Annotated in this window: 11 protein-coding genes; 1 reads left to right on the top strand and 10 read right to left on the bottom strand. The window is 29.8% G+C overall.

Translation table 11 applies throughout. The features are described from left to right. Nucleotides 1-20 precede the first annotated feature (20 nt). The 3 genes from RR561_RS01270 to RR561_RS01260 form a co-directional block, all read right to left on the bottom strand. Nucleotides 21-191, bottom strand: coding sequence for a hypothetical protein (locus RR561_RS01270; RefSeq protein WP_332505623.1), 171 nt, complete (start codon nt 189-191; stop codon nt 21-23). A gap of 129 nt (nt 192-320) precedes the next feature. Then, nucleotides 321-2,105: an oligoendopeptidase F gene (gene pepF, locus RR561_RS01265; protein WP_332505622.1), complete on the bottom strand. Its 1,785-nt coding sequence runs from the start codon at nt 2,103-2,105 to the stop codon at nt 321-323. 191 nt (nt 2,106-2,296) lie between these two features. Further along, nucleotides 2,297-3,061: a MerR family transcriptional regulator gene (locus tag RR561_RS01260; RefSeq protein WP_332505621.1), complete on the bottom strand. Its 765-nt coding sequence runs from the start codon at nt 3,059-3,061 to the stop codon at nt 2,297-2,299. A 413-nt stretch (nt 3,062-3,474) separates the two neighbouring features. Here RR561_RS01260 and RR561_RS01255 point away from each other — a divergent pair, with 413 nt between their 5' ends. Continuing rightward, the gene (locus tag RR561_RS01255; protein ID WP_332505620.1) at nt 3,475-3,993 is read left to right on the top strand and encodes a Gx transporter family protein; all 519 of its coding nucleotides are present in this window, start codon (nt 3,475-3,477) and stop codon (nt 3,991-3,993) included. Nucleotides 3,994-4,294: 301 nt separating this feature from the next. Here RR561_RS01255 and nrdF read toward each other — a convergent pair whose 3' ends face one another. The 7 genes from nrdF to dltD form a co-directional block, all read right to left on the bottom strand. Next, on the bottom strand, nt 4,295-5,299 hold the full coding sequence (gene nrdF, locus RR561_RS01250) for a class 1b ribonucleoside-diphosphate reductase subunit beta (protein WP_332505619.1): 1,005 nt from the start codon (nt 5,297-5,299) through the stop codon (nt 4,295-4,297). Between the two features lie 221 nt (nt 5,300-5,520). Further along, complete coding sequence (gene nrdE, locus RR561_RS01245) at nt 5,521-7,635, bottom strand: class 1b ribonucleoside-diphosphate reductase subunit alpha (protein WP_332505618.1); 2,115 nt, start codon at nt 7,633-7,635, stop codon at nt 5,521-5,523. Nucleotides 7,636-7,871: 236 nt separating this feature from the next. Continuing rightward, complete coding sequence (locus RR561_RS01240; protein ID WP_332505617.1) at nt 7,872-10,415, bottom strand: L,D-transpeptidase family protein; 2,544 nt, start codon at nt 10,413-10,415, stop codon at nt 7,872-7,874. A 468-nt stretch (nt 10,416-10,883) separates the two neighbouring features. Then, a complete protein-coding gene (gene dltC, locus RR561_RS01235; protein ID WP_332505616.1) occupies nt 10,884-11,123 on the bottom strand; it encodes a D-alanine--poly(phosphoribitol) ligase subunit DltC in 240 nt (79 codons plus the stop codon). A gap of 334 nt (nt 11,124-11,457) precedes the next feature. After that, nucleotides 11,458-12,624 carry a D-alanyl-lipoteichoic acid biosynthesis protein DltB gene (gene dltB, locus RR561_RS01230; protein WP_332505615.1) on the bottom strand — a complete coding sequence of 389 codons (1,167 nt, stop codon included), beginning with the start codon at nt 12,622-12,624 and terminating at the stop codon, nt 11,458-11,460. Nucleotides 12,625-12,637: 13 nt separating this feature from the next. Further along, the gene (gene dltA, locus RR561_RS01225) at nt 12,638-14,242 is read right to left on the bottom strand and encodes a D-alanine--poly(phosphoribitol) ligase subunit DltA (RefSeq protein ID WP_332505614.1); all 1,605 of its coding nucleotides are present in this window, start codon (nt 14,240-14,242) and stop codon (nt 12,638-12,640) included. A gap of 143 nt (nt 14,243-14,385) precedes the next feature. Next, nucleotides 14,386-15,600 carry a D-alanyl-lipoteichoic acid biosynthesis protein DltD gene (gene dltD / locus RR561_RS01220; RefSeq protein WP_332505613.1) on the bottom strand — a complete coding sequence of 405 codons (1,215 nt, stop codon included), beginning with the start codon at nt 15,598-15,600 and terminating at the stop codon, nt 14,386-14,388. Between the last annotated feature and the right edge of the window lie 41 nt (nt 15,601-15,641).

Genomic DNA, 15,641 nt, shown 5'->3' with positions numbered 1-15,641 from the left:
TTCACCTCCAGCATATATAACTAGTATCTCTTTCTATGGTTTTCAATGTCAAATACTTCATCATTTTTTAATCTTATATCTCTTTTTATATCCCTTAGAATCACAAGAATTTTATTGAGAGTAATCTGTATTGAAACCAATATTACAAATAACATTACACCTGCTATTATTTGAAAATTAAATATTTCCATATATATCACCTTCATCTTTAAACATATAAGTTTTTTATAAAAACTCTAAAATTCTATTAAGTACAGTTCTTGCTTATAAGCATATTTAATTCAACTTTTGAGTTTAAATGAAACAATATTTTTTATAATTTACTTCACTAACTCTTCCAATTTGTCCACTAGCTCTCCAAATATCTTTAATGAATCCTCTACTGATTCTTTATTTTCCATATCAACCCCTGCACTTCTTAACTGATCTAGAGGATATTCTGAACCACCACTTTTTAGAAATTCAATATATTTATCTACAGCACCTTCTTCATTTAGTATCTTGTCACTAAGTACGGATGCTGCTGCAAATCCTGTGGCATATTTATAAACGTAGAAATTTGAATAAAAATGAGGAATTCTAGCCCATTCCACACCGCTTATTTCATCTACTTCGCAAGCTCCACCATAGTAAAGCTTATTTAAATTGTAAAATACTTCAGTAAAATCATCTGCAGTCATAGGATTTCCTGCTGCTACTTTTTCGTGTGTTATTTTTTCAAACTCTGCAAACAAAGTCTGTCTATATACAGTTGTTCTAAACTGTTCCAAGTAATAGTTCAAAAGATATATCTGTTCTGTCTTATCTTTTGAACTATTTAATAGATACTTAATAAGCAAAGTTTCGTTAACAGTAGATGCAACCTCTGCAACAAATATCTTATAGCTAGAATATATGTATGGCTGAGAACTATGTGACAAGTAGCTATGTATCGAATGTCCCAACTCATGTATTAGAGTAAACATAGAGTTTAAATCGTTATTATAGCTCATCAAAATATAAGGATGAGAATCATAGCTACCCCAAGAATATGCTCCTCCCTTTTTACCTTCATTTTCATAAACATCGATCCATCTTTCATCAAAAGCTTTTTGAATTAAAGAAGTATAATCTTCTCCCATTGGCTTAAGTGCTTCAAGAATAATTTCTTTTGCTCTTTCAAAAGAAATTTCCATATTGAAATCTCTTGCCATTGGAACATAAAGGTCATACATATGTAAATTTTTCAAACCTAGATATTTTTTCTTAATTTCTAGATACTTATCAAGTGTGTCTATATTTTCATGTATTGAGTCAATTAAATTATTATATACATCTACACTTATATTATCCTCATATAGTGATGCAAACAAGGCTGATGGATAGTGTCTAGTATTAGCATTGAATATTTCAGATTTAATTGCTCCGAATAGTGTCGATGCCATTGTATTAGAGTATTTTTTATATGTTCCAAATTCTGCTTCAAAAGCGTCCTTTCTTACTCTTTGATTCTTACTTTTAATATATGTAGAGTAATTGAAATGATCAAGTCTTACCTTTTTACCATCCTCATCTTCAATCTCTGGAAATTTCATATCTGCATAAGATAGCATTTCATATGTACTTTCTGCCACGCCTGTAAGATCTGCTACAGCTGCCATTATTTCTTCTTCTTTTTCACTAAGTGTGTAAGGCTTGTCTCTAAGTATTTCATCAATCATTTTCTTGTAATGAGCTATTTTTTCATCTTCCAAGAAACTATTCAATAAAGAACTTTCCATTGCTATGATTTCAGGTACAACAAATGCTGTTGCCTTACCAAGCTCAGCTGCTACCATCTCGCTTTTCGTTGCATCTGCAAGGTTTTCATTTATTCTTGTATCTTCATGATGCTTCATATGTGTATAAGCATAAAGATATGATAATTTTCTTGATGAATCCTCCATAATTTTCAAGGTATTATAAAAATTATCTGCTGAGTCAGACATTTTACCCTTGTAATTTTTTATTTCTTTGTACGATTTTTCTATAAACTTAATATCTTCTTCTATTTTAGAAGCATCAGTATACATTTTTTCTAAGTCCCATTTATATCTATTATCTATTTCATTTCTATTTTTAGTCATAATAACTCTCCTACCTTTCTCTGTATTATCTATATTTTAGCATAATTTTCTTAATATAGTCCAATATCTATATACAATAAAAAGAGACAAAGTAAAGCTTTGCCTCTTTTTTCATCCAATTTAACTTCAATTTTTTCATATATAATTATTTTTTATGATCCAAATTAAAACTATACTTATAAATTATTTTTCTATTTTTCACAGTATATATCCAATGAATCTTTTAAAAATTGTGCTGCACCTTTACTTACCTTGTCATAATAATTTCTAAATCGTTCATCAATTACATACATTTGCCCCATTGATTTGTGAGCTTCTTTTGAATATTTATTTTCAGACCAAAACATACAAAGCCATTTTTTATGTAACTCACATACTTCTTGAGCCATATCAGAGCTTGGATCTCCAGACTGCATCGCAAGCTTCAATTTTTCATTTATTTCTTTTGATAGTTTTTCTTGCCTTGACCAATCATTTTCAGACATTTGCATAATTTTCGAGTTGGACCTATCAATATCTAAGTCCCCATACAAAGATCTGATTTCTTTGCCATATTTTTTTTCGTTTTTTTCAATAATCTTTTTTTTGAATCCTTCAAATTTTTCTATATCACTCATAGTAATATCCCCTTCCATAGATAATATTGTCTTGTTAACATTTTTAATCAACTTATCAAGTCGATTTCTTTTTTCTTGGAGATTTATCAGTTGATTTTTTAGAGCATACTTAATCTCAAATTCTGGAGACCTTACTATTTTTTTTATATCCTCCAGGCTAAAATCTAGCTCTCTATAAAATAATATCTGTTGCAACATATCTATTTCTGACTCAGTATAGATCCTATATCCATTTGAGTCTATTCTTTTTGGCTTGAGCAAATCTATCTCATCATAATATCTAAGAGTACGGCCGCTTACTCCAGATATTTTGGCCAATTGACTTACTGTATACTCCATATCATCACCTCCACAAACTATATTAAAGTATTACGTAAGGTTAAGGTCAAGCCTTGATTTAAAACTTTTAAGCCTTACTATTTTTTTTGGTATTTTTATTTACTTGTAGTATTTTTATTTACTTGTAGTATTTTTTTTTACTCGTATTTTTATTTTTTATTACTTTCTTTATTTCTTACTTGTCATTAGATTTTTTTATCGCTTACTTGCTATTAGTTCTTTTTATTGCTTTTTATTTGTTACTTATTATATCACCTATATCCATATCCAATATCTAAGTTATGATTTTTTTCTTAAAAAGCTCAAATATTTGAACACTTTCCCTACAAACTTCTTGCTATATTCTATCTTTAATATTATTATTATAATTGAGATTATTTATCTTTATTTTTTAGGAGGAATTTTAATATTTTATGAAAAAAAATAATACAAAAAAATTAATACTTCTAAGCTTAATGGTCGCATATAGTTTGGCTCTGTATATATTAGAAACTCTAATACCTAATCCACTAGTTGCCCTTTTTCCAGGTGCAAAGCTCGGATTGAGTAATATCATCACACTTATATGCCTTTTAAATTTTGGATTTAAAGATACTTTTAGCATACTTTCTGTTAGAATTATACTTTCTTCCATGTTTGCAGGACCAGTATCTTACCTACTATTTAGTATTGCTGGAGGCTATCTTAGTCTGGGCGCAATGTACTTGGCAAGTAAGGTTAAGGGCTTTTCAATTATAGGAATAAGTCTGATAGGTGCTATTATGCACAATATAGGTCAGCTTTTGATGGCTGGGTTGATAATAGAAAATCTGTCCATGATTACTTATTTACCTTTCATGTTAGGAGCATCTATAGTAAGCGGAATATTTATAGGAATAGTTGTAAAATTCGCCGATAATAGTAAAGTCTTTTCAAAACTAAAAATACAGTAAAAGGGATGGCCTGCAGGCCATCCCTTTTACTGTATTTTTATATAATTTATTTATATAATTTATCAAAATTCAGTTTTAAATTTCTTATTATTACTAATATAATCCAAAAAATTCCAATTTTTAATTAATGCTTTTTATAAATTAGTTACATATTATATACATCTAAATATTCTTTCATTCTATATTTTGTATTGTATCTATATTTTTTATAATTATTCAAAATAAAATTAATATCATTTCCAATCCATATAAAATATCATAAGTTTTATTTTCTTTAAAGTTATAAAAATTTATAGGATTCCTAATTTAAAAGATTGTTTTCTGGAAAAAAGAAATCATCATCTTCCAAATCTTCATAAATACCTTTTTGATATCCATTCCCTTTTGTAGAAAAGAAATCATGAGTTTTGGTTTCAGTGCTTAAACCATTTAAAACTATAGCATTTACTGGTTCAACTTTGTAAAATTCTTCAAATCCTAAATTAGTAAGTGCTGAGTTTGCATTATACTTCAAGAAATTTATTACCTGTTCCTCTAGCCCTGTCCCTTCGTACAACATCTTAGTATATTTTTCTTCATTTTCCATTAATTCTTTTAATAGATCATATACTTTATCTTTCAATTCATTTTTATCATCATATTGAAATGAATTGAATTTTTCTTGGGCAAGAAGCCCTATGTACTTACCATGGAGCGATTCATCTCTCAATATAAGTGAAATAATTTCTCCACTAGATATCATTTTTCCCTGACCTGCCAAAAATAATGGATAGAAAAATCCACTATAAAATAAAAAGCTTTCCAAAAATACACTTGTAGCCATTGACAAATATAAGTTTTTTTCGCTGTCTGTATTTTTATACTGTCTTAGCACTATATTAGCCTTATTCTGAAGAAGAGGTTCTTCTTCTATCCAATCAAACAAGTCATTTATTTCTCTTTTAGATAGAAGAGTTGTAAATATATTTGAATAGCTCTTTGCATGTATTTCCTCCATCGTCCCCATAAAGGAAAGCACTGCTTTTCTCTGAAAATTATCTGTTAATTCCATCATAGACGGTATTCCATCATTTCCCTGTTTTGTATCCAAAAGAGTAAGACCAGCTAGCACCCTCTTGTATAGAACTCTTTCTTTTTCCGATAGTTCATTCCAGCTTGGAATATCCTTTGATACGGGGACCTCTTCAGGTAGCCAAAACTGCTTTACATTTTGTTCCCAAAATGCCTGTGTAAAATCATCATCCTCAGTATCCCAATTGACTGCCTTATGAACTGTATCTATTCTATCTTTCTCTTTGTCTTTCATACTCTTCTTCCTCCACTTCATTACACATATCCAAACTTTTTATGTACTCTTATTTTAACAAATATTAATACATATAGTAAATAACTTATATACTTTTTTTCTATTTATATATATTAATTCTTTAAATCAGCCATATATATCTTGCTTTTATACAGTTTTTATCATATATTTTATCCTATAACTCGATTTTTAACAAAATATATTGTAAATTTTATATTCTTCTACACTGAACAAGATATACACTCATTATTCAATTCTCTAAGCATTTTTGTTCTAGTATAGTAAAGGCTCTTCAAACCTTTTTTATATGCATATATATAATATCTTGCTATATCTCTTGTCGTTTTGTCATCTGTAACAAATAGTGTCGTAGAAATGCCTTGATCAACATGATCCTGAACAGCTGCCACTACATCTATTACCTTTAACATATCTGTATTATACGCACTTTTATAAAACAGCATATTTTCATTAGTTAAGAAAGGCATAGGGTATATGGTTGTTGAATCCCCATAAATTCTTACTTCTATTTGTTCTGTAATCGGCATTATTGAAGATGTAGAATTTTGAACATAGCTTATACTTTGAGTAGGAGCTATTGCCATTAAGTAAGCATTGTATATTCCCACTTCTTTGACCTCGTCTAAAAGTTTTGCCCAATCTTCTTTTGTTGGTATATAGATACCTTCAAATAGTTTTTTTACCTTGTCACTATTAGGAATAAAGTCTATCATATAGTATTTTCCAAGTACATCACTTGATGAACCCTTGGCATATTCTGACTTTTCAAAGCCTTCAAAGCTCTTTCCTCTTTCTTTTGCTATATTCATAGATGTCTTAATAGCAAAGTATCTCATCATAGCAAAAAATACATTGCAAAATTCAACGGCTTCCTTTGATCCATATACTATGTTATTTTTCATCAAAAACCCATGTAAATTCATAGCTCCTAGCCCTATAGAATGACTTTTATCATTGCCATTTTTCACTGTCGGAACTTGATAAATGTCTGTTTTATCACTTACATCTGTTAAAAATCTTATTGCAGTATCAATAGATCCTGAAATATCTTTATGCTCCATTACATTTGCAATGTTTAATGATCCTAGATTACAACTAACGTCTTGCCCCCATACACTTGCACTTGAACCATAGCTTTCTATATGAGATGGTACTTGATACTGAAATATTTCGCAGCATAAGTTTGACATTCTCACCATACCAAGATCCTTTAGTGTATGATTTTTATTAGCCGTATCTATAAATACTATATAGGGATATCCACTCTCCATCTGAGTTGCCGCAATACTAGTAAGCATTTTTCTAGGATTTATTTCTTTTTTCTTTATGTCTGGATCTGCAAGCAACTTTTCATACCACTCATCCATATTTAAATCATCAAGATGCAAGCCATATTTTTTATATATAGAGTGTGGATAAAAAGCATATGCCTTTTCATTTTTTTCAGCCAATTTCATAAATATGTCGGGTATGATCGCACCTATTGATAAAGTTGTCAATCTTACTCTTTCATCAGCATTTATTTTTTTGGTATCCATTAAGTTTTCAAAGTCCGCATGTAAAATATTTAAATAGACCGCTCCAGCACCTTGTCTTGCTCCCATCTGATTGAAGTAACTAAAGCTCTGTTCAAGCATCTTAGCAACTCCTACAACGCCGCCACTTGCCCCTTCTATACCTTTGATTGATTCTCCTCTTGCTCTTAATCTTGTCAGGTTTAGAGCTACTCCTCCACCTATTTTGGATAGATGATTTGCAGAAGATACTGCATAGCTAATACCTTCACAGCTATCCTCTACAGTCAGCAAAAAGCAACTCACCAGTTGACCTGCTCTTTCCCTTCCAAGATTCAAAAATGTTGGTGTCGCTGGCTGAAATTCCTGCCTTATAAGTTTTTCAGCTACCTTTCTTGCAACTTTTTCGTCACCATTGGCAATTGCTAGAGAACAAATTAAAATCTTATCTTCATAATTTTCAAGTATGTATTTTCCATCATCCGTTTTAAGTGCATAATTTTCATAAAACTTACTTGCACTCATATATGATTGAAAGTTAAATCCAAAGGAATTTATATAGTCATATAATTCAAATATAAATTCTTTTGAGTATTTTTCGATGATTTCTCTTTCATAGTATTTATTATCAATTAAATATTTTATTTTTTCACTTTCAGAACTGAATTTCTTAGTTCTCTTATCAATAGAGTCAGATAGATACGCACTTAATGCTTCTTCATCTTTATGAAGTTGGTACTTTCCGTGTCTATCTCTTACTATTACTTCATTGTTTAATTCAATATAGCTAGTCTCTCCCATTAAATCTATCTCCTTTACATATTTTTATAAAATAACTACTCAAAGTCACTCTACAAAAATTTCATATTATCGAATCCAATAAAAAAACCGACATACTATATTATACCCCATTAAATAAAAAATACACGGTAAAAATCAACATACTGATTTTTACCGTGTATTTTATCTGATTAGATACTATATTTAGTATTTATATTTTCAATATTTTAATACTATTTCGGCATCTTATTTTTAAATTAATAATGTACTGCTACTGGCATACCTTCTTTTGCATATTCATATATCTGTGCTACCTTATCATAAGGAGTATTTATACAACCATGTGATCCAGCATATAGATATCTACTTCCACCATATATTGGCTGCCAACTTGCGTCATGTATACCTATATTTCCATTAAATGGTATCCAGAATGAAACTGGTGATGCATATCCTGGTCCTCTAAGAACTGCATTTCTTGTCTTATATGTAATAGGATATATCCCTGGAGGTGTTGCATCTCCCTGATTTGGATTTCCAGTTACTATAGGAGTAGACACTATCGGTTCTCCATCTTTTACAAACCACATATGCTGCTTTGATAGATCTATTTCTATAAATTCATTACCCATATCATTTTTGTCTTTTGTTATTGCCTTTTGCTGGTATAGAGGTTCTCTTCCCTTTACATCCTTACCAGCCTGAATAATCTTTACTAGCTCGTCTGTTTCGCCATCTCTATCTATCAACCAACCATATACTCCACCACTTACCTTTAGTTTTCCACCAGTGGATGCTGAAGGTATTTCTCTTGTATCTCCATAAGTAGAATATTTTCTGCTTAGATTTCTTACAAACTCTCTAACATTTTCCTTACTAAATGTTACCTTGTAGTCATTTTCAGAATCAACATTAAACATTTTACTGATTTCTTTTCCATCAAGTATATACTTTTCATATCCAAAATCATATTCTACAGTCATACCAGTGTACTTTTCCATCTCAGCTATTGCTTTTGGTATTCTTGGATCATCTGCCTTATTCTTTTGAGGTTTGTATACTTCATTTGGATATTTTGTAGTTTCAGCCTGAGCTTTTACAGAATCATCTACAAACTTTACAACCTTAGATTCAATAGGCATACTTCCTAATTCACCTTTATCTACTATCATTTTCTTTTCTTTTTCAGAATATCTTGGATATGCACTTACAGGTTCTTTTACATATTCCTTCTTAAATACATTGAAGTCCTCAACAGCATTATTTAATTTTGCTTCATCGATCTCTACATTTAGTTTTCCATCGATTTCTTCTCCACTAAATAAAGCAACAGGCCATCCAAAGAATCCTTGCTCTGCCTTGACTTTTTTTGAACTTCCATCTTTAACATACTTCATGTCTACATCTGTTCCTTGAAGCTCATCTTTTACATTGTTTCTTCCATCAATTTGTATCTTATAACCATTTACTCTTTCCTCTGCCATACTATCTAACTGAGCTGGAGTCTTAAATGATACATCCATTCCATTTACTTTTGTATTTATAAAGAATCTATTATTAAATACCACACATCCAATCGCATATACAGCAACCAGTGCAATAGCAGCTACCTTTAAGAACTTCTTCATAAACTTTTTGAACTTTCCACCATTTTCAGGATCTTGATCAAAATCATTTACTGATTCATTTTCTTCATATATTTCTTCTATTTCCTGATCTTCTGTCTCTTGATCCTGATCTACTTCTTCTTTTGTTTTCTTTTCTTCTTGATTTTTATCTTCTAACTTTTCTTCTGATTTTTTATCTTCTTGTTTTTCTTTTGATGATTTTTTCTTTTCTTTTTCTGTTTCTGACTTAAGTTCTGCTAATTTCAATTCTTGTTCTTTTTTTATTTGTTCTCTTAATCCTTTTTCTTTTCTATCATGTTCTTCTTTTTCATTATTATTTAAATTATTATTGCTGTTTGAACCCTTATCTAGATTAGCCTTATCTGAATTATTATTTGAATCAGATAGCTCTGGTCCCTTTAATGTTTTCTTGTCCTTGTCTGCCACTTCTATTCCCTCTTTTTCCGCTAATTCTACCTTCTTTTGATTATATAATATTTGCTGTTTTTCCAACTCTTTCTTTTTTTCTAGAGCTATTTTCTTTTGATTTTCCTTCTCTGCTGCAAGTCTCGACTCCGCCACTCTTACAACATCTTCAAAAGGAGCTTCTTTTATATCTATTTTCTTGATCTCATTAATATTTTCTTCTGGCTTATCGTTTAAATCATCCATATCTTGAGAATCAAAATTTCTATTGTATTTATCATCTTCTGCAGTATGTATATCATTTACTGTTAATACATCATCATCATATGATAGGCCCTTTTTCATCCGTCTTTGTTTTCTTTCAAAGTACATTCTCTCATCTTCTACAGAAATTATATTGTCCGCTGTTTTCATTTTTTTGGGAACCGCGACCATAGTATCACCCGACGAAAAAATTGATCCTGAACTAGTTTCATTTTTCATTCTTTCAATATTTTTATCTAAAATGCCTGATTTTTGTTTCTTAGTTGATGGCAAATTCATAGCAACATTACCATCATTTAAGTTATCACTTACCCTATCTCCATTTTTTATAGTTTGATTCACATCCAGATTTTCATCATTTGAACGTGAGCCCTCAGATATATTATCTATATCTTCCATATCTATATTAAAGTCAGTAGAGCGAGCTTTTTTCCTTCCAAAAGGAAATCTTCTATTATTTTTTCTAGCTTCCTTCTCAAGTCTCTTCCTAGCAACTCTTGACATTTCTACTCCCTTTCAATAACAATTATCATTATTTTAAACTACACAACCATAGAATTTGCGCAGTGAAATTGCCATAAGTATTATAATATATAAAACTTACCATACTATAGTTTATCATAAATAAATCTCTATTCAACACTTATTTACCAGATTGTTACTTATTTTTGTACAGTTTGTGATTAGATGTCAATTTATGTAATATATGATAATTATCATTACTTTTTCGTATCAATGTTTTTTTACTTGTACTTTATATGTATTTTCATTTTCTAGATTAAAAATACAAAATCCTTGTATTTTTTAATGAATTTTTATTGAAAAATAATATTTCAAATATTTTTTCCATCTTTTTATAATACCCCAAATAGATGAAAATAATAATTAAAATCGTGAATTTCTATAATAAAAAAGAGAGTACCAGTTTTCAGATTCTCTCTTTTTATTTATTTTTAGCATTATACTATGAAATTATTGTAATCTTGGCTTTAGAAAAGCTACCAAATTATTCACTGTAGCCATATCTTTTCTCTCTAAATCAGTTGGTTGAAGCGATAAGCCTAACTTTTCTTCAATCCCCAACAAAACTTCTATAATTGCCAAAGAGTCTAATAACTCGTTTTCAAACATGTCCAAATCAAGATCATCTTTAATTTCATCTGTTCCCAATACTTCTTCAAATATTTCTATTACTTTTTCTTGTAAATCCATTAAATATTCTACCTCCTTCAAATTCCTTTGTTCTACCGTTCATTCTTTCTATTTATAGACTAATATTATATTATAAAAAGCTTAGCTATTCCATAATCGATAAGAAAATTTTACAACTCAAATAAATTAGAATTAACTTATTTTCCCTTAGTTAGGATATCTTTTTTTCTTAAGTATAGGATATCTATTCTAAAACTTTTTAATCTTCTTCCTAAAACTTCTGTATGATTTTTCAAATCAGTTTCAGCTATTATTTTTAATATTATATCATATCTTTATAGTTTTGCTTATTATATTATTATTTTTTACATGCAATATTTTTTTATTACTTTTTCTATATAAATTTAATATAATGATTTAAAAATCCAGAAAATATCAACATACCAAAACAAACTATATGGAAAGTTACTACAATCTGTAAATATTGGAACCATTTTTCTTTTTTATACTTTTTATATATCTTTGATTTCTTTGTAAATTCATCAGTCAAAACTAGAGCTAATCCCTGATATACACCATATGCTACATAGTACCAAGTAAATCCATGCCAAAATCCCATAGTCGTCATTGTAATCATCTGTGCTACATGTGATGCTGTGGCTCTTTTTTTGAACTTTTTCTTTCTCATAGCATTTAATACATATCTTGAAAATATATAATCACCGAACCATCTAGACAAACTAATGTGCCATCTAGTCCAGAATTCTTTCATATCTTTACTTAAAAATGGTTTATTAAAGTTGTCTGGAGCATGCACTCCGAATATATAGCTTGTTCCAACTGCGATCAAACTGTAGCCCGCAAAATCAAAGAACAGATAAAGCGTATATGCATACATATAGGATATTATAGAAATTGCATGTGGCGTTGGATGGACTTTACTGACCCAAAACAAGTGTATCAAAGTCGCTATCGCAAACTTATACAAAACTCCTTGAAATATTTTTTTAATACCAGGTATTAAATATCCATCTATATATTCTTTTCTAGTTATAAGCTTATTTATTTCTTCGTCAAATCTTCTTGATCTATCTATAGGGCCAGAACTTAATGTAGGAAAAAACAAAACAAAGTAAAGAGTGTCCAAAAATCCCAATTCTTCTATAGCCCCATCATATATTTCTATAACTATTTGTATAGTTCTAAAACTTAGGTATGATATACCTATAAATCCAATCACGCCAAATGATGTCATTGGAGAAATCTTATTGATTATTAATGGAAGCATGGTTGCAAATAAAAATATTCTAAAGGTCCATTTAGATTTTTTATTCTTCCTAATAGCCTTATATATAAATATCAGGGCCATCTCCCATAGCATAAATATCGCCAAATATCTAAACTGCACATCCAAGCCTACAATTAAATATATCATTAAGGCTGTAGCTAACATTCCATAGTACTTGATTTTTTTCTCAAATATACCAAGAGCAACTGCTGGAATCATAGTAAGAAGCAGAATATACATATATAGATATCCTTCATATTGTGAAAACTTCATGTCTCCCCCCTACTTAAACTTCTTCAGAAAGTTTTTTTCTATCTATTTTTCCATTTGTATTCATTGGAAATGAGCTTATTACAGTTATATTTCTAGGAATCATATACTCAGGTATTAATTCAGATAATTGTTTTTTTATAGCTATCTGATTTTTAAGATTGCTTTTATCATTTTCCTCTTCTAACTCAACAAATGCCTTTAAATAAGCTATTTTTTCATTTTTATAAATAGGCAATACAACTGCATTTTTTATATTTTTTAATTTTCTCAAATTATTTTCTATATCTTCTATTTCAATTCTATAACCATGTAACTTTATTTGGAAATCTTTTCTTCCACTATACTTAATATTTCCATCTGCTAACATCATTCCCATATCACCAGTTCTATAGGCTCTAAATCTAAGCTCGTTTAACTCCTCATCAAGACTATCACCTTTCTTATCCATATTTGCACTATTGTCTATATAAAAACTTTTTTTCGTTTTTTCTTCATTTTTATAATAACCTTTGGATACTGATGGCCCTATTATGGATATTTCACCCTTTTCTCCCTGTTTTACTTCATTTCCATCTTCATCTAATATCTTTATTGTACAGTTTGGCATAGGAACACCAACTGGAAGACTATCTCCTGAATTTATATGCTTATCCTCAATTACCACGTGGCTGATTCCTACTGTTGCCTCTGTAGGTCCATACCCATTAATTACCTCAATCTTTGGGAATCTCTCATATAATTTTTTTGCTACTTCAACTGGAAGTACCTCTCCTATAAATAGCATCTTTCTAAGATTTGGGAGAAGATTTTCATCAAAATCTTTATCAGCTAAACACATACCAGCAAAAGAAGGTGTTGACACCCAAACTTCCATATTTGACTTTTTCATTTCTGTAAATAATGACCTAAAATCCGCAACTATTTTTTTTGATAATGAGTATAAGCATGCTCCATTTGTAATGCCTGGATAAAGCTGTGATACACTCAAATCAAATGAGTAAGCAGGTTGGTCCATTACTACCTTTTCGCTTCCATCGAGACCCAATATAGGACTCATCCAGCTGATAAAGCTATCCAAATTATATGTGCTAATTTCTACGCCCTTTGGCTTACCAGTAGACCCCGATGTAAATAAAATATAGGAGTCTTCATCTCTATCCACCCACATATCTTCAGGAACTTCTTTTGATAGTTCTCCATCTAAATTTTCTATTATAAATTCTTCAAGTTTTTTTCTATCTATTATTTCTATATCTTTAAATTCTTCTTTAATACTTCCATCTTCATCAAAAAAGAACTCTTCATCGGAAAAATTAAATAAAATATTTGGTTTTACTGAAGACAATACATCTTTAACTCTTTGCTCTGGAAAACTTACATCCATAGGAACATATGCTCTACCTGACTTTAACGCTCCTATCATACAAGGAAGAATCAATCTTTCTTTGTTGGCATAAATCGCCACTGGGATTTTTTCATCATACTTATTTAGGATATAATTTGCTATCAAATCTGAATACTTATCCAAATCCTTATATGTCAAAGTATCACCTTCGCATATAACTGCAATTCTATCAGTTTTAGAATATTTTTTTACTCCTCTAACAATATTATTCATATTTTCACCTCCGACTAAAATTCATTATAAATAAATGGAAGTTCTTTAAATGGAAGAAAAGTAAATACCAATATACACATTATTATAGCTGCTGCTATTAGTATAGACATATAAATATATTTTTTATTATCCACTTAAATCACCTATCTTTCATAAATATTATACAATTGACCACAAAGGTCTACCCAACCAACTGTACCAATATGCATTACATCTCTTAAGTAATATCTTCTTGTCTCATTTTTTGTCAAATCTACCAAGTTGTAATCATATGGTTTGATTGTTTTTCTAACTTTATCAAAAAATTCTGTTCTATCTTTTTTATCTATTCCTGTGTAATCATAAAATTCATTCATTCCAGGTATTAATACTATTGTAGGTTTAACACCTAAATCTCTACAAGTATCTAAAAATATTGATAAATCTTCAAATTCTCTAGAACTTGTTAAATCTACATAGTCGTAAACATCCTTGAAATAATCATCCTTATTATGTATATACTGTCTATAGTATCCCTTATCTATATAAAGTCTATTTCCACCCAAAACTTCAGCTTTTTTGCCGACTCTTTTTTCTGCATCGCTTTGCGCTTTTTTCATTTCTTCTTCCCAGTTAATTTTACCCTTAATATTGTAGTTCACTTCTGTTTTATCATACATAGAATCTAATTTTTTATAGGTAATACCCTTGTCTTTTAGAGCTACCATCGATTCTCTTACAGAATAATAAGGATTAAACATTGTCCTCATCACATTACCTTTTGCTGATTCATCTAGATACATCTTTGCATATAGAGCTTCATCTCTATACTCTCCAGGATTTTTCAATAGCTCATCAACTCTTTTTGCATACCTATACTTTACATCATCAGATATCTTCGGATTATCTAAAAATCTATAAAATTGTATTGGCGAAAATCTAGTCTGGAAATGATGTGATGACACACCCTCTTTATCCATAAACCACTGCATTGAAAGCAATAATACCACCTTTTTTTCTGGTATATTATTGTCCAAGCTTCCAACTATACTTGCATCTTGCAATGTTTGAGTATATGCTCTTCCAACTGTAATTACCTTGTTTTTTGTTCTTCCAGTATTAAAATAGTAGTCTGGATGTTGTTTTGTTGAATGACTTAGCTCAGATGATCCAAGCATCATAATATCGCCATTTTTCATCAAGTGGTTATTGGCAAAAACCCCTTTATCCTTCACTAGACTCTTTGTATCGTGCAACATCATGTATAGGTCCTTTGTTTGCAACATTTCTGTGTTTTTTTTATTCAAATACTGATTAAGACCAAAAGCAAAAGCCACACCAATAAGAATAGGGAGGATTATATACTTTAGTTTCTTCATTCTCCATACCTCATATTATTCCATATTATTTTTTAAGTTTG

Source organism: Peptostreptococcus sp. (genome assembly GCF_036639115.1).
Classification (GTDB): Bacteria; Bacillota; Clostridia; order Peptostreptococcales; family Peptostreptococcaceae; genus Peptostreptococcus.
This window is presented reverse-complemented; position numbering and strand designations above follow the sequence as displayed.